Origin of the sequence: Aquiluna sp. Uisw_065, from assembly GCF_047731275.1 — a bacterium.
In the GTDB taxonomy this organism is placed as follows: Bacteria; Actinomycetota; Actinomycetes; order Actinomycetales; family Microbacteriaceae; genus Aquiluna.
In genome coordinates, this window is sequence record NZ_CP159836.1 from 637,729 (window position 1) to 663,667 (window position 25,939).

A 25,939-nucleotide genomic window follows, 5' to 3' on the forward strand; every position below is an offset into this window, starting at 1 on the left:
TAACCTACAGCGCTTGCGGGTCATCCATCACCACCCGCAAGCCCCTTCTCTTGTTGACACCCTGAGTTCGTGCTGCTGCTCCAATTGCTACCACCCGAAGCTCCTTGGCTATTGCCGGACCCTGATTATAGGAAAACTTTATGAGCGCGCTTCCGGCTTTTTCATCTACCCAAAGAGCTACAGCCCCTTTTGACTTAGCGGCCGAAACAGCAACTTCTAGAGTTTCGGGCAGAGCTTGCAGTGAACAGATCCGCATCGCCGGGGGAAGTCCAAGCTCTCGGGCTTCCTCAAGCGCTGTCTTAGCCATCGGTATCAACTGACCAAGCGACAGAGCGTTGCCAAGATCGGAGGGCAGACCGGCAAAGGCGGCCCTTCCCGTCGGGGACATGAGCTCAAGTGCTTCCATCCAGTCTCTTATGGCCATCTGCTGTGCATTAAGGGTTTGCCGACTGAGCCAGACATCGCTGTCAAGAATTAAAACAGCGGAATATCCCTTGGGGACCCTTGGTGCTGAGCCTGGAGTTGCAACGACTATTTGATTCTTCGTTTTTAGCCCGGTCGGTTTCTTGTCTCCAGTGGCCTCAGATATTGCAGTGTTAGGGAAAGTTTTGCCAAGCTCAGCAACGGTCCTGCTGCTACCTGTCCGTCCCTTTTTCTGGTTTCTCGAACCACAGCTAATACAAGAAACAAAGTGCTTGTTGCAGAGTCTGCATTGAGTGTTAGCTGCGTCGGGCTGCCAAAAATGGCCTCCGCAGGAGCAAGTCAGCTTGTCGCCACAACCTGCGCAGTAGACCGAGGCTGAGTCGCCCTTGCGAGGAAGCAAGACAAGCACTGGCCCACGATCCAAGTTTTCACGAACGATTTTGAACCCCGACTCATCCATCCGGAGGCCTGGTTCTGAATAGGAGATTCGAAGCGGTGCCTCGATGACTTTATGATCGGATAAGTAGCCGATTGCAACTAATCTTTGAAGCTCGACGGACCGGTATGGAGCCGTGAATAACAGCTCCACGTCACCTTTTGCGCGAATTAGTGCCAGGTCCCTTGTGTTTGTAAATGGGGAACCTTGGTCTCTCAGACTGTCATCGGAGTCATCGTGAACAGCGATTAGGCCCAAGTTCTGCACGGGAGCAAAGATCGAGGATCTGGTGCCCACGACGATTATTTGACGAGATTCTTTGATTTGGTGGAAGAGCTGATAACGGGAAGATTTTTTCTGACTCGGTTTTAGAAAAACGAACTGATCATCAATTCCGAGCTTGTGAGCGAGGTCGACGACGATGTCGATATCTGCCCTTTCTGGCACCACGATAATACAAGACATACCCCTGGAATGGACACCAATAGCGTTAGCCAAAAGCAACAGTGCCCAGTCCGGCACAAGTGACCCTGCCACCTCAAGTTGCCTTGCCGAAGTTAGGACTGTCGCTCGCGCACCAAGGGCTGCGTCTAGCTTAGGAACCAAAATGTCCACCTTTAGGACTCTTGGCTCAATCGCCGGGAGCCTTTGGACAGTTGACATGTAATCGGGCACGGCAAGAGCAATAAGTTCCCCTAGCGCCACGCATTGACGATCTGCGACTGCCCTAAGAAAATCAATGAGCCGACTGGAAAGCACCTCGGAAGCATCCTGAATACTCGTTATTGCTGCGGTCGCATAGTCACTGGAATCGGAAAGCGCCGAGACATAGCCAACCTGACTTTTTTTTGATCTCCCAAGTGGAAAAACCACTTCCTGTCCGATAGCAATTTCATTTTGCAGGGCTTCGGGAATCAGGTAATCGAAGGCCCGGTCAAGCTGAATTAGAGGGGACTTTGCCAATACTGAAGCAAAGCGGGACATCTAGCTTCCTGCTGCGTCTTTGAGGGCTTGGACTCGGTCTAAGTTTTCCCAAGTAAATTCAGGTAGTTCACGGCCAAAATGACCGTAGCTGGCCGTCTTGGCATATATCGGACGCTTCAGGTTCAGCTCCGAAATTATCGCCGCTGGCCTTAGGTCAAACACCTGCCGAATTGCTTTTTCTATTGCCTCTACATCCACGTTTTCAGTTCCAAAAGTCTCCACGTGAAGAGCAACGGGGGTTGCAACGCCTATCGCGTATGCCACCTGGATTTCCGCACGTTCCGCGAGGCCTGCCGCAACCAAATTCTTCGCAACCCACCTCATTGCATAGGCTGCAGAACGATCAACCTTTGACGGATCCTTACCACTGAAAGCGCCACCGCCATGTCTGGCACTGCCGCCATAGGTGTCGACAATAATTTTTCTACCGGTGAGCCCGGCGTCTGCCTGCGGGCCACCAATAACAAATCTGCCGGTTGGGTTGATGATGAAGCTCGTGTCGCTGGTGTCGAGGCCGGAGTCTAAAAGGACCGGGCGAATCACTCGGTCCAGCACAAGATTGGCAAGGTCATCTTGCTGAACATCTGGATGGTGTTGTGTCGAAAGCACAACGGTCTTCACTGCCACAGGTTTGTTGCCCTCGTAGCTAATTGAAACCTGAGCTTTGCCGTCGGGTCGAAGCATGGAAGTGTCAAGCTCCCTGCGAACCTGTGACAATCGCTCGGTTAGTCGGTGAGCGATGTTTATGGGTGCCGGCATGAAGTTGGCTGTCTCGTTAGAAGCATATCCAAACATCATGCCCTGATCGCCCGCACCTATTTCGTCGAAGTTATTACCGGAACGGGATTCTAGGGATGTATTCACGCCCTGGGCTATGTCCGGGGACTGGGCGCCAATTGACACTGAAACTCCACAAGAAGCCCCGTCAAATCCGATGGCGGAAGAGTTGTAGCCGATCTCCAGCAGTTTTTCCCGCACCAAGTGCGGTATTTCAACGTAGCCGATGGTCGTGACTTCGCCAGCGACCTGAACAAGGCCGGTAGTAACCAGCGTCTCCACGGCCACTCTGGCGTCCGGGTCCTGCTCAAGTAGAGCATCCAAAATAGTGTCAGAAATTTGATCACATATCTTGTCGGGATGTCCTTCGGTAACGGACTCTGAAGTAAATGTGCGTAGCGTCATTCTATAATTCTACTTAGACCTTGGACATGATCTTATAAATGGCTTCTACTAGCCACTTGCCTAGTTCTATCTTGGTGCCGGACCGTTTTAGAGTGCCCAGCTTCGTGACCAGTGTTATCTCGCTTGATTCTGAGCCCAGTGAACCAATGCTGTTTCCTGCAACGGCGGATACTCCCTTTGCGGACAGCTTCTCTAGTGAAACTGCCTCCACATCGGCACCATCTTCTACTAGAGCGAAGGCTATGCAGAAAGTGTCCGTGTGATTAGCCGCAAAATTGGCGATCAGGTCGCTGGTGGGTATCAGATCGATTGTTCGTGCTTCACCACGTGGGAGCTTGCCCTTGAACGGTTTATCGATTCGAAAATCTGAAACGGCGGCTGCCATCACCATGATGTCACATGGGTTATCCATGGCCTGATCCAACTCGGCCACAGTAGATGCTCTTATCACTTCAACGCCCAATGGCATTGGAATCTCAATGTTGCAAGCGATTAATAGAACCAAGGCTCCTTGGTCTCGGTACGCGGTCGCTATTTCAATCCCCATGCGTCCAGAGGATGAGTTACCAATGAAACGCACCTGGTCAATTGGCTCTCTGGTACCCCCGGCGGTCACTGTCACGGTCATGCCGCTAAGCGGCTTTTGACCCATAACAAAATTGACAATGTCTGCGGTTTCGGGAAGCCTTCCCGGTCCGGTGTCTGAACCAGTAAGCCGGCCGGACGCTGGTTTCATAACGCTTATGCCACGAGCCCTCAGGGTAGCAACATTGGCTTGAGTGGCCGGATTCTGCCACATCTCCGTGTGCATCGCCGGGCAAACATAAATTGCTGAGGTGGAAGCCAGAATCGCATTCATGAGAAGGTCATCAGCAATGCCATTGGCCAGCTTGGCTAGAAAGTTAGCGGTCGCCGGAGCTACAACTATGAGATCGGCATTAGCACCGAGCTCGACGTGTCTAACCTCGTGGACATCCTGATACATGTCATTGTCTATTGCGGTTCCAGAAAGGGCCTCAAGCGTGGCCTTTCCGATAAAACGCAGTGCGTTTTGAGTCGGAAGTGCCTGAACAGTGTGGCCCTGTTCAGTAAATGCACGAATAAGATTCGCTGCCTTATACGCGGCGATTCCACCGGTTATGCCAAGCAGAATACGCATTCGCTACCTACTTATTTGGAGTCTTCTCAAGCTTGCCGAGGTGAATTTCCTTCATGGCAATGCTCAGTGGCTTGTCATCAATGCTTGAGTCGACTAGCGGCCCAACGTAATTGAACAGGCTGCCTTCGTGGAGGGCGCTGTAATACTCGTTTATCTGACGCGCACGCTTTGATGCAAAAATGACAAGCTCGTAGTTTGAGTCGGCCCTGCCCAGCACTGAATCTATGGGTGGGTAGACAATACCCTTTAGGTTTTCTAGGTTTTCGTTCAACATTTTTACCCCTCTGACTCACTAACGATTTTCAGTATGTCTTTACCCGTTTGGGCCAAGTCATCATTGATTACTTCATAATCAAACTCTTCGGCTGATTCAATCTCAGCTCTTGCATTGCTAAGTCTAGTTTGTATTTGTGATTCTGTCTCGGTTGCTCTGTCCCGAAGCCTAGATTCGAGTACCTCGAAGCTAGGCGGTTGAACAAATATAGTGATGGCTGTTGGCTTTGACTTCATCACCTGTCTCGCCCCTTGGAGGTCGATTTCAAGAAGCAAATGGAGGCCCTCGGCATCCGCACGAGTTAGCTCATCTAGCAGTGTGCCGTAATAGTTATCTCCATGCACTGTTGCCCATTCCAAGAATTGGTCATCGGCGATTAGCTTTTCGAACTTGGCCTTGTCTACAAAGTGATAGTGGACCCCATCCACCTCATTCGGTCTGGCCGATCTGGTCGTCGCTGACACTGAAAGTGAATAGCCCTCCGCGTTGGCAAGTAGCCAACGGACAAGGGTCCCTTTTCCGACGCCTGCAGGGCCGGCAAGAACAATCAGGCTCACAGTTCTAACCTCGCTTTGTCTATTAGACCGGCCATAGCGTTGGGGCCGGCGCCAGTGAGTGCACGAGAAAGATTAGGTATCACTCGATGAGAGCTCTCACCGAATAGCTTTTTCAGTTCCGAGAGTTCAGCTCCCTGCGCTCCAAATCCAGGTGCAAGTATTGGCACTCCGATGTCAGTCTCGGTGACAGCGCCCAGGCCGAATAGGTCAAAGTCTTGCGTCGCCCCTATTACCACTCCGCAATCCCCCAAGCCGTTTGCCTGAGCCTGAGCGAGTACTCTCGCCGCGACAGTTTGACCATCTATAAGAGCCCGCTGTAGTTGACCGGCTTCTTTGTTAGAGGTTGCAGCAAGCAGAAAGATCCCTCCGGCGACGTCCCTTGCGTGCTCAAGCATCTCGACTGTTGAGTCGGGGCCAAGATATGGGCTAACTGTCAGTGCGTTTACCCGCAGCGGGGAGTCGTCGCCAAACCACGCTTGAGAGTAACCAAGCATCGTTGAACCAATATCTGATCTTTTGGCATCCGCTATGACAAAAAGGTCAAGGTCCCGTGCTGCCTGTAGTACTTCTTCAAGTGCAATAAACCCACTGGATCCAAATCGCTCGAAAAAAGCAACCTGCGGTTTGATTATTCCGACTCGACCATCAGCAGCGTCTATGCACCTAAGCGAATACTCCTTTGCGCCATGGGCCGTATCCTCAAGTCCCCAGTTGTTCAGTTCTGTTTCGCTGGGGTCTATCCCAACGCACAGGCTTCCGAACTGGGCAATCTTGTTTTCAAGCGTGCTTGCGAAATTATTCACCGGTCAGCTCTATTCGTTCGAGTGCATATTCCTGAAGTGGCTTAACGCTAAACCGTCCCTCTCTCACAACCTCGAAGGATCCGATTGCTGCGCTTAGTTGAGCAACAGTTGTGAATATAGGCTTGTCGGCGGCTGTCGTTGCTGCGCGGATTTCGTAGCCGTCGATTCTGGCGTCTGCACCAGAGGGCGTGTTAACCACGACATCGACCTTGCCGGCGGTAATCATGTCCACAATAGACTCCTGGTGCTCCCCGGCCTGAGAGTGTTTGATAACAGCCTCCGACCTGATTCCATGCCTTTCCAGCATGGCTTGAGTTCCTTGCGTAGCCAAGATTCGGAAACCGAGCTGAGCAAGGCGCCTTACTGGCAAAAGTGACTGCGGCTTATCGCGGTCGGCCACAGAAATAAATACAGTTCCCTCGGTTGGCAATGCGGAACCTGATCCGGCTTGTGCCTTAGCAAATGCGGTTGGAAAATCCTTGTCGATGCCCATGACCTCGCCGGTGGATCTCATTTCTGGGCCCAGTAGTGAATCTACAAATCTGCCATCGCGGGTCGCAAACCTTTTGAACGGAAGCACTGCTTCCTTTACAGAAATCGGTGTTCCGGGGGGCAGGTGTCGACCGTCCCTAAGTGGGAGACCGCCTTCGGCCACCAGCTCAGAGATTTTCGCTCCCACCATTACTCTGGCCGCCGCCTTGGCAAGGGTTATTCCCAGAGCCTTTGATACGAAAGGTACGGTTCGACTGGCTCTCGGGTTCGCCTCGAGAACGTAAAGAACATCTGAAGCCATTGCGAATTGAATGTTCAATAGACCGATAACACTCAAGCCTCTGGCAATTTTCTCAGTAGCAGTAGCGACTCGATCGATTTGGCTGCGGCTGAGAGTAATCGGAGGCAGCGTGCAGCTGGAGTCGCCCGAATGAATTCCGGCTTCCTCGATGTGCTCCATCACGCCGCCGATAAACAATTCTTCGCCATCGAAAATGGCATCGATGTCTATCTCTATAGCGTCTTCCAAAAAACGATCAACTAAAAGTGGGTGCGTTGTATCAACCAGCGCATGCTCAGCGATGCGGTCAAAGTAACCATCAAGGGAGTTTTGGTCGTACACAATTTCCATACCTCGACCCCCAAGGACAAAGCTAGGTCGCACCAAAACTGGGAATCCTATGCTTTCAACTACGGCGGTTGCCTCCTCGAGGTTTGTAGCCATTCCGTTCGCTGGTGCCAATAATCCGGCAGCATTAAGAATGCTTTGGAACTGCCCTCGCTCCTCGGCTCGGTCAATGTTTTCCGGAGTGGTACCTAGAATCGGTATCCCCTCGGCGGCAAGGCCATTGGCAAGACTTAGTGCAGTTTGACCTCCGAGTTGAACCAATACCCCGAGGAGCTCTCCAGTTTGAGATTCGGCGTGTATTACTTCGAGAACGTCTTCAAGTGTCAGGGGCTCAAAATAGAGCCTGTCCGCGGTGTCGTAGTCGGTAGAGACCGTTTCTGGGTTGCAATTAATCATTACCGTTTCGATACCTATGTCGCGAAGTGCGAAGGTTGCGTGGACGCAGCTGTAATCAAACTCAATGCCCTGGCCGATACGATTAGGGCCGCTTCCAAGAATGATTACTTTTTTCTTGTTGGACGGGACTACTTCGGTGAACTGCTCGTAGGAGCTGTAGTGATATGGAGTTTGCGCTGGGAATTCACCCGCGCAGGTATCCACAGTCTTGAATACAGGTCGAAGTCCGAAACTGTGCCTAAGGTTTCGTAGATCCTGCTCCGGTATGTTTCTCATCTCCGCCAATTGGAGGTCAGAAAAGCCATGTTGCTTTGCCCGCTTGAGTGAATCCGTGTCTATGGCCTCAAGACCTAAGAACCACCTTGCCGTTTCGTTTATCAGAACGATCTGGTCAATAAACCACGGATCAATTTTGGTTGCCTCAAAGACTTCGTCGGCACTGGCACCAAACCACAAGGCTTGCTGGACTTGCCCAATTCGACTCTCGGTCGGAGTAGTCATCGCCACCAGTAGGTCGGCTGGGTCTTGACTCACTGTGGGGAAGTGAAATGAACTCCCGCGCTTTTCTAGGGACCGTAGTGCCTTTTGAAGCGCTTGCGAGAACGTACGCCCTATTGCCATTGCTTCGCCAACACTCTTCATGGTCGTCGTAAGAGTCGGGTCAGCTGCCGGAAACTTCTCAAATGCGAAGCGCGGTACTTTTACCACTATGTAATCAAGGCTTGGCTCGAAGGATGCGGGCGTGACCATAGTGATGTCGTTTGGAATCTCGTCGAGGGTATAGCCAATCGCCAACTTTGCCGCAATTTTCGCAATGGGGAACCCGGTCGCCTTTGAAGCAAGCGCAGAGGACCGGCTTACCCTTGGGTTCATCTCAATGACAATTACGCGGCCGTCCTTTGGATCCACCGCGAATTGGATGTTGCAGCCGCCAGTATCGACGCCAACATCTCGAATGATGCGAATCGCGATATCACGAAGATTTTGGTACTCCCTGTCGGTCAATGTCATCGCCGGAGCTACGGTTATGGAGTCACCGGTGTGTACTCCAACCGGGTCAAAATTCTCAATTGAACAAACCACAACGCTGTTGTCGTTTTTATCACGCATGAGCTCCAGCTCATACTCCTTCCAACCGGTTATCGATTCCTCGATGAGAACTTCGGTGGTGGGAGACGCCTGAAGGCCAGCCCCCGCAATTCGTATGAGATCTTTTTCGTCGTAGGCAAAACCTGAACCCAATCCCCCCATTGTGAAGGAAGGCCTTACAACCATTGGATAGCCGATGTCGCTTGCTATCGCAAGCACCTCCTCCATGTTGTGAGCAACTGCGGAATTCGCTACGTCTGCGCCAGCGTTCAAAACAACTTGCTTGAATTCGACTCGATCTTCCCCAGCTCTAATCGCCGCCACGTTTGCCCCAATAAGTTCAACCCCGTACTTCTCGAGCGAACCACGTTCGAACAGAGCCATCGCAGCATTCAGGGCTGTCTGGCCGCCAAGCGTCGGAAGTATTGCGTCCGGACGCTCCTTTTCGATAATCGCCTCAATTACCTCTGGAGTTATTGGCTCGATGTAAGTTGCATCAGCAAAGTCAGGGTCGGTCATGATGGTGGCTGGGTTGGAATTCACCAGTATCACGCGAATGCCTTCTTCTTGAAGCACTCTGCAGGCTTGAGTTCCTGAATAGTCAAACTCACAGGCTTGCCCGATCACGATTGGGCCTGATCCGATCACCAGAACAGACTTAATATCTTGTCGCTTTGGCATTACTTGGACTCCTTGATTGCGTCTAGAAACTTGTCGAACAAATAATGGCTGTCGTGTGGTCCAGCTGCTGCTTCAGGGTGATACTGGACAGAGAACGCCGGAATATCGACGCATTCAAGGCCCTCTACAACCTGATCATTGAGGCCACGATGTGAAACTTTCACTTGTCCGAACCCAAGCGGTGACTCGGCGCTATCGGATTCCAGTTTGACTGCAAAGCCGTGGTTGTGTGCCGTTACTTCGACTCGTCCAGTCTCTTTGTTGATTACCGGTTGATTTATGCCGCGGTGGCCAAATTTGAGCTTGTATGTGTCGAAACCCAAGGCCCGTCCAAGTAATTGATTTCCGAAGCATATTCCAAAAAACGGTTTGTTTGTGCCCAGCAGTTCGCGCAGCATTGAGACCTGATCGCCGCTTGCCTCAGGGTCACCGGGGCCATTGGAGAAAAAGAACCCATCTGGTGATGACGCCAAAATCTCAGCCGCGCTAATGTCGGCCGGAAACACCTCAATTTCCAGGCCTCGCATTGCTAGGTGCTCTAGGGTCGACTTCTTTATTCCTAAATCAAGCACGGCTACTTTGCCGACAGTTTTGCCCTGGCTAGGGATCAAGTAACTGGTTGGAGTTGAGACTTGACCAGAGAGGCTCTGGCCTTTCATCTCTGGGGCGGCACGCACTAGAGCGAGCATTTCGTCTGTAGACATGTCTTGCTCACTGGAGAAAATGCCGGCTCGCATCGCGCCAAGACTGCGAACATGGAGGGTTATCGCTCGAGTGTCGACGTTCGAAATACCAACAATGTTGTTTTCTATTAGGTCCTGATCTAGGGTCTTTTCGGAGCGATGGTTACTAGCTATGCGTGATGGTTCCCGAACAATGTAGCCGGCAACCCAAATTTTGTTGGACTCGGCATCTGTGACATTGGTTCCGACAATCCCAATGTGTGGAAATGTTTGCATAACGATCTGCCCAGCATAAGAAGGGTCGGTAAGTGTCTCCTGGTAACCGGTCATTCCAGTTGCGAAGACTAGTTCTCCAACACTTACGCCCGCTACCCCATAGCGTTCGCCATCGAATATTGATCCGTCTTCCAGTACCAAATGCGCTTTATGCAAAACTAACTCCCAATGTCTCAATCAAAGCTTTTTTTATCTCGTTATGTCTCTGTTTGTCGCGGAATCGAAGGTTCGTGACAAGACCAACGTCGTTGTGGCTCCAGGAAATACTAATTAGACCCCTAGCCTCGACGCCTCTATCTATCGTTGCGTTTACTTCTTTTAGTGACTCGATTGAGGAGGTTGGAATCGTGAAATCCACTTCGCCATTTCGGGAAAGCCCAATTCCACTCTTTCCAAGCCAGAGTCTTGCGTTTCCTCTATTACCAAGGCCTTGGGCCCACACTTTTGCAAGTAGATCAGATGAAAACACGGTGCTCACATACAACACCTCTCCCAAGTCATTTTCGGCAGAAAATGCGGGCAAGTCAAACAGAGTTTTCTCTTGAGACCGTCGCTTGGATCGAATTCTAATGAGAATAAGAATGGCGATTGTCGGGACGATTAGAAGGGCAAGTCCTCCGATAAGTTCTCGCGTCATTTCTGGTCCCTAACTGATTGATCGATCATCGTGAATTGGCCTTGGTAAATGGTGTGCTGCACTCGTCCAATGAATTCGAGCCCCAAGTACGGGTTGTTGCTTGACTTGGACTGGTTCATTTCGGCCACCCCTATTCTTTCATGAGGATTGAACACTGTGATGTTCGCCTGTGCGCCCACTTCGATGGAACCGTGATTATTGAGTCCAGTTAATTTGGCTGGACTCTTGCTGATGATGTTCTCGAAGAGTGTCCAGTCACCTGCTCCAGATTGAATAAGAACTTGGTGCAGGATACTCGCGGCCGATTCCAGGCCGATCATTCCAAATGCTGCGTTCTCCCACTCACAGTCCTTCTTTTCGCCTGAGTGGGGAGCATGGTCGGTACCTAACATGTCTATTGTCCCGTCCACAAGCCCCGCCAACAGTGCCCTGTTGTCATCGGTAGTTCTTAGTGGAGGGTTCACTTTATAAACCGGATCGTAGGTCCGGACCAGATTCTCGGTCAGTAAAAGATGATGTGGAGTGACTTCTGCGGTTATTTGAATCCCCTTGGCTTTTGCCCATCTGACCACCTCGACTCCCCCTCCGGTGGTCAGGTGGCAAATATGTAGCCTCGACCCAGTTTCCTGGGCTAGCTGTGCATCCCTCGCGATTATTTGCTCCTCCGCGATTGCTGGCCAACCAGTTAGACCTAGTTCGGTTGCAACTGCGCCTTGGTTCATTTGCGCTCCGATGGTCAGGCTTGGTTCCTGTGCGTGCTGAGCAACCACACCGCCAAACTTCTTCACTTCGAGCAGGGCCTGTCTCATTAGGTTTTCGTCGTGGACGCACATGCCGTCGTCGCTGAACATGGCCACCTTTGCTCGCGACCTAGACATGTCTTGAATGTTCGCAAGTTCGAGGCCTTTGAGACCCTTGGTAACAGCTCCGATGGGCTGCACGAAGCAAAGTCCAGCCTCTATTCCTAAGTCGTACACCCGCTCAATTACCGTCGAATTATCTGCAACAGGCTCTGTGTTTGCCATGGCGCAGATAGCGGTATAGCCACCGGCAGCTGCAGCTTTAGAACCGGACAAAACCGTTTCGCTAGCCTCGAAGCCGGGTTCTCTAAGGTGCGTGTGTGGGTCGACAAAGCCGGCTAAACCAATCAGATCCGTACAGTCTGTTCCGGAGTCTGCAATCCGACCAATCTCAACTATTTGGCCCGCATCTATCCTTATGTCCTGAATGGAGCCATCGGACAGGGTCAGGTTTTTTAGAATGATCAATTTGTCAACTCTCCGGACAAAACTCGATGCAGTACCGCCATCCTTACTGCCAAGCCATTTTCAACTTGCCTCAGCACTGCAGATCGCGGATCGTTAGCAGCTTGATTCGATATCTCGAGGCCACGGTTCATTGGGCCGGGATGCATAATTACAGTTTCTTTGCCGAGCTGTGTCAAGCGTGTCTGGTCCAGCGACCAATTCTTGATGTAATCCCTGGTGGTAAAGGCCTCGTTTTCTTGCATGCGTTCCAGTTGCACTCTTAGCATCATCACCACGTCTGGTTGTTCTGCCAGAGCTTCATCAAAGCTTTTGTATACCGTTGCGCCCATAGCCGCGATTCCCTCTGGAACAAGCTCAGCGGGACCAGCGACGCTGACCGCTGCCCCCAAGAGTGAAAGCAAAAGTATGTTGCTTCTGGCGACTCTGGAGTGTTCCAAGTCTCCAACAATTAAAACCTTGACGCCGGTAAGGTCGCTGCCCGAGAACTTCAACTGCCTGATTGTCAGCGCGTCCAGCAGGGCCTGAGTGGGGTGTTCATGCCTTCCATCTCCAGCATTAATAATGCTCGCCGAAACCCAACCCCTATTGGCAAGCGCATGGGCCGCGCCCGACATCGGGTGTCTTATGATTATGGCGGCGGCACCGAGGGCTTCTAAGGTCTGCGCAGTGTCTTTCAGCGATTCGCCCTTTGATGTGCTCGAGGCCTGCGCGTCGAAGTTGATTACATCGGCGCTCAGTCTCTTCGCAGCAATTTCAAAGCTAATTCTGGTTCTAGTTGAGTTTTCATAGAACAAATTCACTACTGTCTTGCCTCGGAGTGCAGGCAAGCTCTTGACTGTTCTCTGGTTTACTTGACTTAGCTGTTGGGCACTGTCGAGGAGGGCAACGGCTGAATCCTTCGTGAGATCCCGAGCCGAAATTAGATGCTTCATCCAGAGATCACAACCTGATCGATACCGTCACTGCCTAGCAGTTGAACCGAAACTCGTTCCGCAACGGATGTGGGAAGATTTTTGCCAACAAAATCCGGCCGTATTGGCAATTCTCGATGTCCTCGATCAACAAGGACCGCTAGCTTTACCTGCTTAGGTCTGCCATAGCCAGTCAAAGCATCGAGTGCCGCCCTAACGGTTCGGCCCGAAAATAGCACGTCATCGACTAACACCACGACTTTGTTGTCAATGCCTGAAATTGGCAGACTGGTTTCTAGAATCTCGCGTTCGGCATTTACTAAATCGTCCCGATACATGGTTATGTCCAGAATCCCGAACTCTATGATTTGATTTGGTTCGATGGCCTCGAGAATTTCTACAATGCGCTTCGCTAACTCGACGCCCCGAGTTGGAATACCTAAAATCACCAGATTTTCTGGGCCCTCATTGGCCTCTAGGATTTCGTGGGAGATACGCCTCAGCGCTCTGAGAATGTCCGGTCCGTCTAGGACTACGCGGTTTGACAATTTCTACTCCTTCTTCGCCTCGCAGGACGATTTTAAAGGACAACTTTTCTAGATCATAACAGCCTCAAAGAGCCTGCGTACCCTTTGCAAGTCGAGCCAGTACTCCATTTACAAATTTTGGTGAATCGTCTGTCGAGTATTCACTAGCTAGAGTGACAGCTTCCGCGATTGCGACCTCGTTGGGAACATCCTCGTTGAAAAGAATCTCCCATGCCCCGAGGCGCAAGATAGATCGATCGATGTTTGGCATTCTTTCTAGCGACCATCCGTCAGAAATCTGTCGTAGGTCGTTGTCAATCTGGGCTAAGTTTCTCGTTACACCGATCACAATTGCCTCGGCATAGTCAAAAATCGCCGCCTGATTCTGCCTGTCAGCTACGCCTGCGGCCGTGTCCTGCAATAGCTCCGTGGCGTCACCGTTTCTAATTTCAGAGGCATACAGTGCATCAAGTGCTCGCTTACGAGACTTGCTTCGAGAACTCAACTAGTCGTTCACGCGTCCTAGGTAATCACCGGTTCTGGTGTCGACCTTGACCCTGGTGTTGTTTTCAATAAACAAAGGTACTTGGATTTGGTATCCCGTTTCCAAAGTCGCCGGCTTCGAGCCGCCGGTCGATCGGTCGCCCTGCAAGCCAGGCTCCGTGTAGGTAATTTCTAGTACCACCGAGGGTGGAAGCTCTACGTAAAGTGCCGATCCTTCATGAAGGGCTACCGTGGCGTTCTGGTTTTCCAGCAGGAAGTTAGCGACGTCGCCAACTACCTCAGCTGGTACTGACAACTGATCAAAATCAGAGGCGTCCATGAAGACATAGCCAGAACCATCGTTATACAGGTATTGCATGTCGCGTCTGTCAACGTTTGCGGTTTCAATCTTTGCGCCCGCGTTGAAAGTCTTATCAACGACCTTTCCTGAGATAACGCTTCGGAGCTTCGTCCGAACAAATGCGGGCCCCTTGCCGGGCTTTACGTGCTGAAACTCAATGACAGCCCACAGCTGACCTTCAATTTTCAGAACCATGCCGTTTTTTAAGTCGTTTGAGCTGGCCATTGTTTTCTCCTTAGCGCCTTGCAAATTCTAGCGGCGGGTTAGTTGTTCTAAAGCCAGTAGGTAGCTATCGACACCAAACCCCGCAATGACACCCGAAGCCACCCCTGAAATAACGCTGTTATGCCTAAAGGTTTCGCGGGTGTGGGGATTAGTGATGTGAACCTCGATAAGTAAGAGACCGGCTCCAGTAAGCGCGGCACAGGCGTCTCTAAGCGCGTAGCTGTAATGGGTAAATGCGGCCGGGTTGAGCACTACTGATGATTTTCTAAGATCGCCGCATGAATCCAGCCAATGAGCGTCTCTTCGCTGTTGGTTTGGAGAACTTTGATCGTCTGATCCTGGGATTGCGCCCACTTTTGCAAGGAAACCTCAAGGTCGTCGAGTGTAAAAGTTCCGTACACTTCGGGCTCCCGGGAGCCCAGCAGATTCAAATTTGGTCCGTTTAGAACATAAATTACCGACATGACCTAAACCCTATTCAACTATTGCTTGAAAAGCTGTGAAGACAAGTTCGGGCGTGGGGGCATTTAGCATTGAGGGCTTTCCAATTTTGTCGAGCACTACAAACCTCAGGGACCCAGCTCTAGCCTTCTTGTCCTTTTGCATGGTGTCCAAAAGCTGTGGCCATCGATCTGCCCGGTAGGAAGTTGGAAGACCAAGTGCCTCAAAAACGCTGCGGTGCCTAATGACATCGGCCTCCGATAACTTACCCGAAAGCATTGATAGCTCGGCGGCGAAAACCATGCCAATGGAGATTGCTGCCCCATGTCGCCACTTATATCTTTCGGCATGCTCAATTGCATGGCCCAGAGTGTGCCCATAGTTGAGAAACTCGCGTTCTCCGCTTTCATTGAAGTCTCTAGAGGTAACACCTTCTTTGATTGCCACCGAGCGTCTAATCAGCTCTTCGAACACGCTCGAGGAAGGATCCGTAGCAGCGGGGTCATGCTCCAAGGTCTCTAGTATCCATGGGTCAGCAATGAGTCCGTATTTCACCACCTCTGCCATTCCAGCCAAGAGCTCATTTCTAGCCAAGGAATGCAGGGTGTCAAGATCTATTACAACGCTGTGAGGTGAGTGGAAAGCTCCGACTAGGTTCTTCCCTTCTGTTGTATTAATTCCGGTTTTCCCGCCAATTGCTGCATCGACCATGCCCAGCAAAGTAGTGGGAATTAGTACTGACCGAATTCCCCTTAGCCAAGTTGCGGCAACAAAACCGGCTAGATCGGTAGTCGAACCGCCACCAAGACCAATTACGGCGTCGTTCCGGTTGAAATCTGACTTCCCCATAATCTGCCAGCAAAATGCTGCCACCTCTACGCGCTTCGCGTCCTCAGCGGCGGGGACCTCAGCGAGAAGAACCTCAAACCCGGAATCCTTGAGGTTTTCCGACAACGCTTCTGCGGTTGTCGCGAGAGGCTGTGGGTAGACGATCAAGACTTTTTTAACTCCGCTGAGAGTACTAGGAATCTCATTCAATAAAGCTCTTCCAATCAAGATGTTAGACATATTTTCTGACCTCCGACTCTAAGTTTTTCATGATGGCACCAACTGAAGTGTTTGCGGTGTTTACGGTAGCGACTGAGACTTCCTTATAAAGCTCGAGCCTGTCCTGATAAATCTGTTCCCACATTTCCGGGTTATCTTTCAGCAAGGGCCGTTTGGTGACATTTAGCGAACGAAGAACAAACTCCATGTTCGTGTCTAGAAAAATTGTCGCATTTTGGCTAAGCAGCGCTCTGTTTTCTTGAGACAAGACTATTCCGCCTCCAGTAGCTACGACGCCTTGATTATTAAGCGCTCTAACCAGGGCCGCTGATTCAAGATCTCGAAAATGAGCCTCTCCCTTCATTGCGAAGAGATTCTTGATTGAGCCATGGTCGGAAGTGACCATCTTGTCAGTGTCCACAAAGGGTAAATCTAGAATTTTTGCAAGTCGCTTGCCAAGCGTCGTCTTACCAGCGCCCATGGGGCCTACTAACACGATTGAGCCCATCACTATTGTCTGACAATCCTCGATTGCAACGCCTCTGGAATGCTTTCGAGGTAAGAGTTCATGTTGCGGAGAACCTCTTTGACTGAATCCCCACCAAACTTTTCCAGTACGGCATTTGCTATAACAAGTGCCACCATGGCCTCTACAACTACTCCAGATGCCGGAACGGCACAAACATCGCTGCGCTGGTGGTGGGCAGTGGTTGATTCACCTGTGCCAGTGTCGATTGTCTGGAGCGCCCTTGGAACAGTGCTTATAGGCTTCATGCCGGCTCTAACGCGCACTATCTCGCCGTTGGTCATGCCGCCCTCGATACCTCCGGCTCGATCGGTTAGGCGCTGAACGCCCTCATCGCTATTCACGATTTCATCGTGCGCGACGCTTCCCCGACGTCTCGTGGTTTCGATTCCGTCGCCGATTTCTACGGATTTCATGGCTTGTATGCCCATCACAACCGCAGCTAACTGAGAATCTAATCGTCGATCCGAGTGAACATAGCTACCAAGTCCTGGAGGGCAACCATAAACAAGAGTTTCACAAACCCCGCCAACTGTGTCCCCCGTGGAATGACAATCATCAATTTCGGCGACCATTGCGTCTGAGTCCGCTTTGTCGAAGCACCTGACTGGGTCGGCATCTAGATAAGCCAGATCCTTTGGACTAGGAAGAGACTCAGCTTTGGAAATCGCCGAGCCGATAGCAATGGTATGAGTGACTAGCTCAATGCCCAGTTCCGATAAAAACTTTTGAGCTATGGCTCCCAGTGCCACGCGAGTTGCGGTTTCCCGGGCGCTGGCTCTTTCAAGAACCGGCCTGGCCTCATCGAAGCCATACTTTTGCATGCCCGTGAAGTCTGCGTGACCAGGACGAGGACGTGTTAGGGGCGCAGCACGGCCTCCACTTAGCTGCTCAGGGTCCACTGGTGCTGCGCTCATTACTGTTTCCCACTTTGGCCACTCGGTATTTGCTATCCGAATTGCTATTGGTCCACCCTGAGAAAGGCCAAACCTGATTCCGCTAGATAGCGAGATGAGATCCTGTTCGAATTTCATTCTTGCTCCTCGGCCATAACCGAGCCTTCTTCTGGCAAGAGCCTGTTGAAGGTCCTCGTCCAGAATTGGCACTCCAGCAGGGAGGCCCTCAATGACCCCAATTAGTTCCGGGCCGTGTGATTCACCGGCAGTTATCCATCTAATCATCTCTCTATTTTGCCATGTCTAGCGCTTGCTTGATGGCTTCTATCAAAAGTTCTTCGTCTCGTAGCGGCGCATTTGGGCCGAGTCCGGTAAAAATCCTCTGCTGGCCAACTGCCTGCCAGATGAGCATTTCCAGACCGGATAGGAGATTCTTGAATGACGCGCCAGCTTGATGGGCATCGATTCCGTAATCGGCACTGCATAGCGTACCCGGGTACCCGGCGTCCTTGGGAGTGAGTCCAGCTAGTGCTTGACCCGGGATAGTGCTAACAACTAGGTCCGCTGACAGAGCGGTCTCAAGGTCCTTATTTTGTGCATCGAATCTGCCTGAAAGCTCACTTACTGAATCTTGGTCACGACCCCAGAGCATCAAGGTCGAGCCCTGGAATGCCGCTAGGGCTGACCTGGCGGTTGCCCCAGTTCCAAGCACTGCAACTGATTGAAAGGTCAAGTGACTGGTGGCCTGGCGCAGTCCGAACACATCGGTGTTGTAACCGGCCCATCCAGATTCCGTTTTTTTCAGAGTATTGACTGACTCTGTGCGCTGAGCCCAAAAATCGAGGTCATTAGCAATCGCAAAGGCCTGATCCTTTAGCGGCATGGTTACGCTGAGGCCAGAAAGCACTCGGTTGCTCTCCAAAAAGCCTGCCAAGTCAATTACGTCATGAGACGTGTAGTCGGCATCGGTGTTTAGATGATTGAAGATGGTGCTGTGTATCAACGGTGACTTAGAGTGAGAAATCGGTGAGCCAAGGACCGCGTAGTGATTAGTCATAATCGGGGCTATCCCGCAGCCACTGCCTGTAAACCTCAGCGGCAATTTCGTGCTCACGTAATGTTTCAGAAAAAACTGTTTCCCCGGTATCAAGGTTTATCGCTACAAAGTAAAGCCAAGCACCCTCAGCGGGTCGAAGCGCAGCCTCAATAGCCAAACCTCCTGGATTAGTTATCGGCCCAATTGGTAATCCGGGGTTACTGAATGTATTGAACAGTGATTCGGTATCCTTGAGTCCTTCCTGGAACGACTCGAGATTTCCTTTATATCGGTATTTCACGGTTTGATCGGACTGAAGCGCCATGCCTATGTCAAGCCGGTTTAGAAAGACCCGGGAGATCTTGAATAGGTCCTCCTCGAACCTACCTTCGCTTGCGACCATTGAGGCCAAAGTGAGCGTAGGCAGTGACTCGGCCAGTGGAATCTCGTATTTCAAAAGCTCTTGTTCCATGCGGTCAACCATTGCCTTTATCACTTCGCCCGCGTCTGGATTTGGGTCAAAGCTGTAAGTTGCTGGAAACAGAAAACCCTCGATGCTAGGTGCATCAGCCGGGATCCGGGAAAGCTGATCTTTAATTCCTTGTTCGAGCTCCGCGATAGTAAGACCCAAGTCCTCGGACAACCTAGGAAGAATCTGGGCCACGCCGAGACCCTCGGGGATGGTCGTTGTAACGTTAAGTCGATTAGCTCCAGACATCAAAAGCTCTAAAGCGGCCGAACCCGATAGTTTTGTAGGAAACTCATAGCTGCCCGGGAAGATTACCAAATCGACGTTGAGCATGTCCCGATAGATTGCATCGAAACTCTTGATGATATCTGCCTCGACCATTTTTTTGGCGACGTCCTCGCCAGTATCCCCCGGCGAAATTATTAGCACCGTGCTGGGCCCAGCTTGCTCGTCATAATCTTCTACTTGGAAACGAGACAGAAAGTCTTGAACATTTGAGCTTGCGACAAATAAACCGCCGCCGACTATCGTCCCGACTACGACAATCGAAATAATCGCAGCGAGCCAGGAACGCTTCGAACTCCTCTTTGGTGGCATCGGCTCCAAACCATCAGTCATCCAAATTGTCCAATCCTCTTCCGGCTAGCTCCCCGTGTTTCTCCGAAGCAAGCGCGAACTCCAATATAAGACAAGCAGCTGAGGCATCAATTATTGCCTTTTGCTGTTTTGCATTCTTGCCGGCTTGTCGAAGAGATTGCTGGGCTGTTTTTGAGGTGAGTCTTTCGTCAATGAGCCTGACTGGAATCCCCTGTAGGGCAATGAGTTCGGCGAAATCAATCGCCATTCTGGTGCTGGCTGTATGGCCGCCTCGAAGAGAAAGAGGGAGGCCGACGTAGATGCACTCGGCATTCTTCTCGTTGTAAATATCCACAAGCTCTGCAATTGCGGTTTGGCCTTGACTAATGACGGAATGCGGAATTGCAAGCGAGTCAACCGAAATAGCAACTCCGATGCGAGCCAGCCCAACATCTACGGCAATCTTTCTCATCACACCATTGCGGCTGCCGCCGCGATTGCCTGAGAAAGCTTTTCAACGTTAGTACCGCCGCCCTGAGCAAGCTCAGGCTTTCCGCCACCGCCACCGCCTAGTACTTTGGAGGCCACCGAAACTAGTTCCCCAGCCTTATAGCCCTTTGTCACTGAAGCTGCGCCCGCAACAACAATCACCACGGCCGAGCCGCTGGCTTTGCTGCCTAAAATTACGATAGAGGCCGCGCCGAGGTGAGATTTTAGGCCCATTGCAAGAGTACGAAGCTGATCTGAATCTGGGATGTCGACCTCTAGCGCGAGAAGATCAATTCCGTTTACTTCAGTCGCAGCTTCAGCCAGGGTGGGTATTTGAGTCTGAAGCTTTGCCATTTCCATGTCCGAGACTGCCTTGTTCGAAACTTTTAGTTCCGCCAGCGACTCAGCGACTCGAGCCTCGACCTCACTGGCCGGAGCTTTCAACTGAAGTGCCAGTCTTCTAACTAGATCCCGTTCGGCCTGAAGTGAAGTTAGTGCGTCCATGCCAACGAGCGCTTCTATCCTTCTCGAGCCGGAACCTACAGACGCCTCTGACAGGACGCTCACCAAGCCAATTTGAGCAGTCCTTCCGACGTGTGTGCCACCACAGAGTTCTCTTGACCATGGGCCACCGACTTGAACAACCCTTACCTGTTCGTCATACGTTTCCCCAAATAAGGCTATTGCGCCGAACTCTTTGGCCGCCCCTACTGTCATGAATTGCGCGGTGACCGACAAATCCGATCTTATGGCGAGGTTTGTAACCTCTTCGATTTCGCTTTTGGTGGCTTCGCTTAGGCCTTCGCCCCATGCGAAGTCCAACCTCATGTAACCCGGGCGGTTGAAAGACCCCGATTGCAAAGCCTGAGGTCCCAGCACTTGTCTGATTGCTGCGTGGACAACATGAGTGGCACTGTGCGACTGGCAAGCCCCGAGACGCCAATCCGCATCGACAATCGTGGTCGCCGCCGAATTTACTGCGACCTCACCGAAAGAGACCTTTACCTTGTGGGCGAATAGACCCTTGACTGGTTTTTGAACATCTAAAACCTCGAGTGTAAAGCCGTCTCCAGTTATGATCCCGGCGTCGGCTGCCTGTCCGCCTGACTCTCCATACAGGGACGTCGAGTTCAAAAATACTTCCCCGATTTGCCCTTGGCTCAAGGTTTTGACCGATACGCCGTCTCTGATGAGACCAATAATTGTCGAGGAGCCCTCTAAAGAGTCGTAGCCGGTAAATTGAGTCTCTCCATAGGAGCGAACTTCGCTATAAACCTGGAGTGACCCTCCGCCCATTTTCTTGTCTTTGGCGTCCTGCTTGGCCCGCTGTTTCTGTTGATCCATGAGCTCAGCAAAACCTTCTCGATTTACTTCGAGTCCGGATTCGGCCGCAATTTCGACGGTTAGATCAATTGGAAACCCGTAGGTGTCGTGCAATTCAAACGCTGTGGCGCCGGACAGGATTCCAGTTGCTTCAGCAATCGCCTGCTCGAGAACTAATGTCCCGGTTTCTAAGGTTCTGGCGAATCCCGTCTCCTCTGAGAGGGCACTTCTAAGAATTCGTGGGAAATTTTCTTCTAGTTCTGGGTATGCCTCAACCATGGCATCCTTGCTAACCGTAAACAGCTTCTCGAAACTGCTCTCAGTTACACCAAGAAGCCTCAGGGCTCTAATTGACCGCCGCAACAGCCTCCGAAGAACGTATCCGCGTCCTTCGTTAGAGGCGCTCACCCCATCGGACATCAGCATTAGAGAAGAGCGAATGTGGTCAGCGATGACCCGCATCCGAACATCATCAATTTCGAGGGCTCCGTACTTCTTTCCACTTAATTGACTTGCTAGATCTATGAGTGGACGAATCTGATCAATTTCGTATATGTTCTCGACTTGCTGGAGCAAGAATGCGACCCGCTCCAGTCCCATTCCAGTGTCGATGTTCCTTGCTGGTAGGTCACCTATGATTTCGAAGTGGTCCTTGGTGCCGCCGTCCGCTCGCTCATACTGCATAAAGACTAGATTCCAGATTTCAATGTATCGATCTTCGTCCGCAGCCGGACCACCCTCAACCCCGTAATCAGGTCCTCGATCAAAATATATTTCCGAGCATGGCCCCGCGGGTCCCCTCTGACCGGTTGACCAATAGTTATCCGCCATTCCGCGCTTCTGAATTCGCTCCATTGGTACATTGGTGTGGTCCAACCACAACTGAATCGATTCTTCGTCGTCTTCATAGACTGTTACCCAGAGTTTCTCTGGTTCGAATCCATATCCGCCGGTCTCGACTGACGAAGTCAATAATTCCCAGGCATAACTAATAGCTTCTTTTTTGAAGTAATCACCGAAACTAAAGTTTCCGTTCATCTGGAAGAAAGTACCGTGGCGGGTTGTCTTCCCCACCTCATCGATGTCAAGTGTTCTGACGCACTTTTGAACCGAGGTAGCCCGCGTAAACGGAGATGGCATGACCCCGGACATGTAAGGGATAAAAGGCACCATTCCGGCGACCACAAACATTAGAGTCGGGTCTTGGCTTATAAGGGGCGCACTGGGGACAATCGTGTGCCCTTTGCTCTCGAAGTAGGACAGCCACCGACGCCTTATTTCGGCAGTCTTCATTTGCTACTTCTTAGTTTTAGCTGAAGTTCTGAGCTCAGCTTCGCGCTCTTGGTAACCTGCTGCGATCGAATCCGAGAAATCTTTTGCGGCTATTCGTATTTCATCCACGGCGCCCTGTGCCTTCGGGTTATCCCGAAGCTGCTGCAACGCGAGTAAACCCATTCCAACGCCTGCTAAGAACCAACCTAGTTTTGACATAACTACCTCCGTTTGCCGAACACTTTAGCCACGCCTTGAACGACGCCGAATAACTTTGTCAGCGGTCCCCCGACCGAAGCTGTAAAGACTGCAATTAATGAGCTGATGTTCGTCGTTACTTGCTCTACATCTCTTGTGATGTTGTCCACGCGCTTGAGCTGTTTATTCGCTTCGGCCAAGGTGGTCTTGGCCTCGACAAGAATGGGCTCAAATTCAGCGTTGAAGGTGGTTACCGTCGCAGCCGTTTGATCTAGCAGCTTGCCGAGCTTGACTAGAGGGAATCCCAACAGAATAACCAACAGTCCGGCGCTGGCGGCCAAAATCACAATTGCTATTTCGCCGCCTGTCATGTCTCTAACTACCTAGCTGCGTAGAACTCAACTACAAGCTGAACTTCACACGTTACAGGAACCTCTTCGCGCTTCGGGCGACGAAGTAGAGTCACCTGGAGCTTGTCGAGGTCAACTGCCAAATACTCAGGAGTCTTAGCCAGGACATCGGAGTTACCTCCGGCGGCCGCTACCTGGAAAGGCTCGGTTCGCTCTGACTTGTCATGAACGTGAATCATCTGTCCAGGCTTCACGCGGAAGGACGGACGGTCAACTCGTTCGCCATCCACAAGGATGTGACGGTGAACCACCATTTGGCGTGACTGAGCAATCGTTCGGGCCATACCTGAACGGAGAACTAGGGCATCAAGTCGCATCTCTAGCAGCTCAACCAGGTTCTCACCGGTCAGGCCAGCAGTGCGCTTGGCTTCCTTGAATGTGTTGCGAAGCTGAGCCTCGCGGATTCCGTACTGAGCACGTAAGCGCTGCTTCTCGCGGAGACGAACTGAGTAGTCAGAGTCAGTCTTGCGCTTCGTGCGACCGTGCTGACCTGGACCATAAGGTCGCTTTTCCATGTACTTTGCAGCTTTTGGCGTCAGCGCGATGCCCAGGGCACGCGATAGACGGGTCTTGCTGCGGGATCTAGTTGCCTTTGACAAAAAGGTACCTTTCAAATCAAACTTTAAATTGGATATTTCGTAGTGTCCGAATTACAGCCGCTGAATCCAGATAACCCAGAAATACTACCAGAGCGAACGGGAAAGTGTCACTATCTCGGGAGGATTTTTCTAATCATTTCCACTCGTTTAGCCAATTCTGCTTCAAACCCATGCTCAGAAGGGTGATAAAAGATTTCATCGCCATCGCGATATGTTTGTGGGAGAACTCCCCTGGGGTCATCATGCGGGTACTTGTAGCCCACGGCTCCGGTCGACCTTAGTGCTGCTGGGACCGGCTTAGTGTTGGCCGCTTCAACGGCCGCCATTGCATTGTTTATAGCCTGGTAGGCACGGTTTGATTTCGGGGCGAGCGCTAGGTAGATGGTTAGTTGCGCCAAGGGGATTCTTCCCTCAGGCATTCCAATGCGTTCCACCGTTCCGGCGGTTGCCTCGGCCAGCACCAGTGCGTGAGGGTCTGCCAGGCCAATATCCTCACTGGCCAGAATCAATAATCTTCGCGCGATAAATTTCGGATCCTCACCTCCCGCAATCATTCTTGCCAAATAGTGCAGTGCGCTGTCAGCATCTGAGCCGCGAACCGATTTGATGAATGCGCTGATGGTGTCGTAGTGCTGATCCCCTGCTTGGTCATAGACGATTGTTGACTGTGCTGCCAACTTGGCGGACTCTAAGCTAACTGAGTTACTTGAACCACTGGCGGCCGCTTCCATTAGTGTGAGAGCCCGTCTGGCGTCTCCACTGGAGATCTTCGCTAAATAACTAAGCGCATCGATTTCGAAGCTTGCATGCGGTAGGCCGCTTTTTGATTCGAGTGCACGGTTCATTATCGATAAAACATCAGCGTCATTCAACGGATCAAGCTTCACCACCACAGACCTTGAAATTAGAGGCGTGATAACGCTAAATGAAGGGTTTTCGGTAGTAGCAGCAACCAGAGTGATAATTCCGGACTCGACAGCGCTTAATAATGAATCCTGCTGAGATTTGGAGAATCGGTGAACCTCATCTAGGAACAGAACAGTTGGGCGATCGTAGAGATTCTTCAGCTCTTTGGCCTTGGTTATTAGCTCTCTTACCTGCGCAACGGATGCACTGACTGCACTGAGCTCTAGAAAATGTGCGCCTTCATTATTTCCAATAAGACGAGCAATTGTGGTCTTGCCACTACCGGGAGGTCCCCAAAGAATGACGGACGGCCAGCTACCGGACTGGTCGCCGGATATAAGTCTTGCCAGCGGGCCATTTTCGATAAGTGCCCTTGACTGACCTATCACTTCAGTAAGCGAATTTGGTCTCAGTCTGGCAGCAAGAGGAATTTCAACCACACGCTAACTCTAAGCAACACCTAGAATTACGGAGGCGATAAAAGGGTGAGTTATGAAATCAAACAGCAAGCTAGAGAATTACCAGGCAAAGCAAGACCTACTCAGCAATAGAGCTGTCAGGTCCAAAAAGGACAATCGAGTCTTTTTCGCGGTCGCGGCCGGAGCGGTTGCCTTGGCATTCGCAGGCCAACTTGCCTATTTTTCGTTTGGACCGGGTGGCCAGGAAGCCGATGTTGCTTCGACAGCCGATCAGGTTGAGACTCCCGCTGCCGACCAAGATGCCGATCCAACCGGCGTCCCGGATATAAGTCTTGCCGAAGGAAGAGCCTGGAACGGTTCCCTAAACCTAGATGGCCAAGAGCTGTCGTTCGAACTTGCTGGAGACCTTGCCCCACAGGCAGTAGCTAACTTTATTTCACTTTCCAAAAATGGCTTTTATGAAGGAGTCAGCTGTCACCGACTTGTAACTTCAGGTATTTACGTGCTCCAATGTGGCGACCCAAGCGGCGATGGCACCGGCGGCCCCGGCTACAACTGGGGACCAATCGAAAATGCACCCGAAGCCGACCTCTACACCGAAGGCGTATTGGCAATGGCTCGTCGCGGTGGTGACGATAGCTCCATGGGTTCTCAGTTTTTTATCGTCTATCAAGATTCGACCATCCCCTCTGATGCAGTTGGCGGCTATACCGTCTTTGGCTCCATTACGAGCGGTCTGGATGGAGTGAAGGCGATCGCAGAGGCCGGGACAATTGATGGCTCCTCGGACGCATCTCCGCTAGATGAAGTATTGATAAGTTCTGTTTCGGTAGAGTAAGACAAAACCAGTAGGAGCA

General features: G+C 51.4%; 26 protein-coding genes and 1 pseudogene. 1 reads left to right on the top strand and 26 read right to left on the bottom strand.

The window, feature by feature from the left end:
• Window positions 1-4: 4 nt before the first annotated feature.
• The 26 genes and pseudogenes from ABXT50_RS03200 to ABXT50_RS03325 form a co-directional block, all read right to left on the bottom strand.
• Complete coding sequence (locus ABXT50_RS03200; protein WP_415274722.1) at window positions 5-1,843, bottom strand: hypothetical protein; 1,839 nt, start codon at window positions 1,841-1,843, stop codon at window positions 5-7.
• On the bottom strand, window positions 1,844-3,025 hold the full coding sequence (metK, locus tag ABXT50_RS03205) for a methionine adenosyltransferase (protein WP_415274723.1): 1,182 nt from the start codon (window positions 3,023-3,025) through the stop codon (window positions 1,844-1,846).
• A gap of 13 nt (window positions 3,026-3,038) precedes the next feature.
• Window positions 3,039-4,184 (bottom strand): bifunctional phosphopantothenoylcysteine decarboxylase/phosphopantothenate--cysteine ligase CoaBC, encoded by a 1,146-nt coding sequence (coaBC, locus tag ABXT50_RS03210; RefSeq protein ID WP_415274724.1) that lies wholly within the window; start codon window positions 4,182-4,184, stop codon window positions 3,039-3,041.
• 7 nt (window positions 4,185-4,191) lie between these two features.
• Window positions 4,192-4,458, bottom strand: a complete 267-nt coding sequence (rpoZ, locus tag ABXT50_RS03215) for a DNA-directed RNA polymerase subunit omega (RefSeq protein ID WP_415274725.1) — start codon at window positions 4,456-4,458, stop codon at window positions 4,192-4,194.
• 2 nt (window positions 4,459-4,460) lie between these two features.
• Window positions 4,461-5,015: a guanylate kinase gene (gene gmk, locus ABXT50_RS03220; protein WP_415274726.1), complete on the bottom strand. Its 555-nt coding sequence runs from the start codon at window positions 5,013-5,015 to the stop codon at window positions 4,461-4,463.
• The gene (gene pyrF, locus ABXT50_RS03225) at window positions 5,012-5,818 is read right to left on the bottom strand and encodes an orotidine-5'-phosphate decarboxylase (protein WP_415274727.1); all 807 of its coding nucleotides are present in this window, start codon (window positions 5,816-5,818) and stop codon (window positions 5,012-5,014) included. Before pyrF ends, gmk begins: the two co-directional genes overlap by 4 nt.
• Window positions 5,811-9,104: a carbamoyl-phosphate synthase large subunit gene (gene carB, locus ABXT50_RS03230; RefSeq protein ID WP_415274728.1), complete on the bottom strand. Its 3,294-nt coding sequence runs from the start codon at window positions 9,102-9,104 to the stop codon at window positions 5,811-5,813. The genes pyrF and carB overlap by 8 nt, the downstream gene beginning before the upstream one ends.
• Window positions 9,104-10,219, bottom strand: coding sequence for a glutamine-hydrolyzing carbamoyl-phosphate synthase small subunit (gene carA, locus ABXT50_RS03235; protein WP_415274729.1), 1,116 nt, complete (start codon window positions 10,217-10,219; stop codon window positions 9,104-9,106). The genes carB and carA overlap by 1 nt, the downstream gene beginning before the upstream one ends.
• Window positions 10,212-10,700 (bottom strand): hypothetical protein, encoded by a 489-nt coding sequence (locus ABXT50_RS03240; protein WP_415274730.1) that lies wholly within the window; start codon window positions 10,698-10,700, stop codon window positions 10,212-10,214. The genes carA and ABXT50_RS03240 overlap by 8 nt, the downstream gene beginning before the upstream one ends.
• Complete coding sequence (locus ABXT50_RS03245) at window positions 10,697-11,968, bottom strand: dihydroorotase (protein WP_415274731.1); 1,272 nt, start codon at window positions 11,966-11,968, stop codon at window positions 10,697-10,699. Before ABXT50_RS03245 ends, ABXT50_RS03240 begins: the two co-directional genes overlap by 4 nt.
• Window positions 11,965-12,900, bottom strand: a complete 936-nt coding sequence (locus ABXT50_RS03250; RefSeq protein WP_415274732.1) for an aspartate carbamoyltransferase catalytic subunit — start codon at window positions 12,898-12,900, stop codon at window positions 11,965-11,967. The genes ABXT50_RS03245 and ABXT50_RS03250 overlap by 4 nt, the downstream gene beginning before the upstream one ends.
• Window positions 12,897-13,427 (bottom strand): bifunctional pyr operon transcriptional regulator/uracil phosphoribosyltransferase PyrR, encoded by a 531-nt coding sequence (gene pyrR / locus ABXT50_RS03255; RefSeq protein WP_415274733.1) that lies wholly within the window; start codon window positions 13,425-13,427, stop codon window positions 12,897-12,899. Before pyrR ends, ABXT50_RS03250 begins: the two co-directional genes overlap by 4 nt.
• 64 nt (window positions 13,428-13,491) lie before the next feature.
• Window positions 13,492-13,911 (bottom strand): transcription antitermination factor NusB, encoded by a 420-nt coding sequence (gene nusB / locus ABXT50_RS03260; protein ID WP_415274734.1) that lies wholly within the window; start codon window positions 13,909-13,911, stop codon window positions 13,492-13,494.
• The gene (gene efp, locus ABXT50_RS03265) at window positions 13,912-14,475 is read right to left on the bottom strand and encodes an elongation factor P (RefSeq protein WP_415274735.1); all 564 of its coding nucleotides are present in this window, start codon (window positions 14,473-14,475) and stop codon (window positions 13,912-13,914) included.
• Window positions 14,476-14,502: 27 nt separating this feature from the next.
• A pseudogene (gene aroQ, locus ABXT50_RS03270) lies at window positions 14,503-14,939 on the bottom strand (type II 3-dehydroquinate dehydratase).
• Window positions 14,940-14,949: 10 nt separating this feature from the next.
• A complete protein-coding gene (gene aroB, locus ABXT50_RS03275; RefSeq protein ID WP_415274736.1) occupies window positions 14,950-15,984 on the bottom strand; it encodes a 3-dehydroquinate synthase in 1,035 nt (344 codons plus the stop codon).
• Window positions 15,977-16,444 carry a shikimate kinase gene (locus tag ABXT50_RS03280; RefSeq protein ID WP_415274737.1) on the bottom strand — a complete coding sequence of 156 codons (468 nt, stop codon included), beginning with the start codon at window positions 16,442-16,444 and terminating at the stop codon, window positions 15,977-15,979. The genes aroB and ABXT50_RS03280 overlap by 8 nt, the downstream gene beginning before the upstream one ends.
• Before the next feature lie 29 nt (window positions 16,445-16,473).
• Window positions 16,474-17,670, bottom strand: coding sequence for a chorismate synthase (gene aroC, locus ABXT50_RS03285; protein ID WP_415274738.1), 1,197 nt, complete (start codon window positions 17,668-17,670; stop codon window positions 16,474-16,476).
• 4 nt (window positions 17,671-17,674) lie between these two features.
• On the bottom strand, window positions 17,675-18,442 hold the full coding sequence (locus tag ABXT50_RS03290; protein ID WP_415274739.1) for a shikimate dehydrogenase family protein: 768 nt from the start codon (window positions 18,440-18,442) through the stop codon (window positions 17,675-17,677).
• Window positions 18,435-19,508 (bottom strand): endolytic transglycosylase MltG, encoded by a 1,074-nt coding sequence (gene mltG / locus ABXT50_RS03295; RefSeq protein WP_415274740.1) that lies wholly within the window; start codon window positions 19,506-19,508, stop codon window positions 18,435-18,437. Before mltG ends, ABXT50_RS03290 begins: the two co-directional genes overlap by 8 nt.
• A complete protein-coding gene (ruvX, locus tag ABXT50_RS03300) occupies window positions 19,501-19,938 on the bottom strand; it encodes a Holliday junction resolvase RuvX (RefSeq protein WP_415274741.1) in 438 nt (145 codons plus the stop codon). The genes mltG and ruvX overlap by 8 nt, the downstream gene beginning before the upstream one ends.
• Complete coding sequence (gene alaS / locus ABXT50_RS03305) at window positions 19,938-22,571, bottom strand: alanine--tRNA ligase (RefSeq protein ID WP_415274742.1); 2,634 nt, start codon at window positions 22,569-22,571, stop codon at window positions 19,938-19,940. The genes ruvX and alaS overlap by 1 nt, the downstream gene beginning before the upstream one ends.
• Before the next feature lie 3 nt (window positions 22,572-22,574).
• Complete coding sequence (locus ABXT50_RS03310; protein ID WP_415274743.1) at window positions 22,575-22,769, bottom strand: hypothetical protein; 195 nt, start codon at window positions 22,767-22,769, stop codon at window positions 22,575-22,577.
• A 2-nt stretch (window positions 22,770-22,771) separates the two neighbouring features.
• Window positions 22,772-23,119 carry a DUF948 domain-containing protein gene (locus tag ABXT50_RS03315; protein ID WP_415274744.1) on the bottom strand — a complete coding sequence of 116 codons (348 nt, stop codon included), beginning with the start codon at window positions 23,117-23,119 and terminating at the stop codon, window positions 22,772-22,774.
• 8 nt (window positions 23,120-23,127) lie between these two features.
• Entirely contained in the window at window positions 23,128-23,757 is a 630-nt protein-coding gene (gene rpsD, locus ABXT50_RS03320; protein WP_040325194.1) for a 30S ribosomal protein S4, read from the bottom strand.
• A gap of 110 nt (window positions 23,758-23,867) precedes the next feature.
• Window positions 23,868-25,103 (bottom strand): replication-associated recombination protein A, encoded by a 1,236-nt coding sequence (locus ABXT50_RS03325; protein WP_415274745.1) that lies wholly within the window; start codon window positions 25,101-25,103, stop codon window positions 23,868-23,870.
• 52 nt (window positions 25,104-25,155) lie between these two features.
• Here ABXT50_RS03325 and ABXT50_RS03330 point away from each other — a divergent pair, with 52 nt between their 5' ends.
• On the top strand, window positions 25,156-25,920 hold the full coding sequence (locus tag ABXT50_RS03330) for a peptidylprolyl isomerase (protein ID WP_415274746.1): 765 nt from the start codon (window positions 25,156-25,158) through the stop codon (window positions 25,918-25,920).
• Window positions 25,921-25,939 lie beyond the last annotated feature (19 nt).

Coding starts and splice junctions, on each gene's coding strand:
- coaBC (WP_415274724.1), bottom strand. CDS start 4,184: ATGCGTATTCTGCTTGGCATAACCGGTGGAATCGCCGCGTATAAGGCA.
- ABXT50_RS03290 (WP_415274739.1), bottom strand. CDS start 18,442: ATGACTAATCACTACGCGGTCCTTGGCTCACCGATTTCTCACTCTAAG.
- mltG (WP_415274740.1), bottom strand. CDS start 19,508: ATGACTGATGGTTTGGAGCCGATGCCACCAAAGAGGAGTTCGAAGCGT.
- rpoZ (WP_415274725.1), bottom strand. CDS start 4,458: ATGTTGAACGAAAACCTAGAAAACCTAAAGGGTATTGTCTACCCACCC.
- ABXT50_RS03315 (WP_415274744.1), bottom strand. CDS start 23,119: ATGACAGGCGGCGAAATAGCAATTGTGATTTTGGCCGCCAGCGCCGGA.
- aroB (WP_415274736.1), bottom strand. CDS start 15,984: ATGTCTAACATCTTGATTGGAAGAGCTTTATTGAATGAGATTCCTAGT.
- ABXT50_RS03310 (WP_415274743.1), bottom strand. CDS start 22,769: ATGTCAAAACTAGGTTGGTTCTTAGCAGGCGTTGGAATGGGTTTACTC.
- alaS (WP_415274742.1), bottom strand. CDS start 22,571: ATGAAGACTGCCGAAATAAGGCGTCGGTGGCTGTCCTACTTCGAGAGC.
- metK (WP_415274723.1), bottom strand. CDS start 3,025: ATGACGCTACGCACATTTACTTCAGAGTCCGTTACCGAAGGACATCCC.
- ABXT50_RS03250 (WP_415274732.1), bottom strand. CDS start 12,900: ATGAAGCATCTAATTTCGGCTCGGGATCTCACGAAGGATTCAGCCGTT.
- ruvX (WP_415274741.1), bottom strand. CDS start 19,938: ATGAGAAAGATTGCCGTAGATGTTGGGCTGGCTCGCATCGGAGTTGCT.
- ABXT50_RS03330 (WP_415274746.1), top strand. CDS start 25,156: ATGAAATCAAACAGCAAGCTAGAGAATTACCAGGCAAAGCAAGACCTA.
- ABXT50_RS03200 (WP_415274722.1), bottom strand. CDS start 1,843: ATGTCCCGCTTTGCTTCAGTATTGGCAAAGTCCCCTCTAATTCAGCTT.
- ABXT50_RS03240 (WP_415274730.1), bottom strand. CDS start 10,700: ATGACGCGAGAACTTATCGGAGGACTTGCCCTTCTAATCGTCCCGACA.
- ABXT50_RS03280 (WP_415274737.1), bottom strand. CDS start 16,444: ATGGGCGCTGGTAAGACGACGCTTGGCAAGCGACTTGCAAAAATTCTA.
- aroC (WP_415274738.1), bottom strand. CDS start 17,670: ATGATTAGATGGATAACTGCCGGTGAATCACACGGCCCGGAACTAATT.
- efp (WP_415274735.1), bottom strand. CDS start 14,475: ATGGCCAGCTCAAACGACTTAAAAAACGGCATGGTTCTGAAAATTGAA.
- carB (WP_415274728.1), bottom strand. CDS start 9,104: ATGCCAAAGCGACAAGATATTAAGTCTGTTCTGGTGATCGGATCAGGC.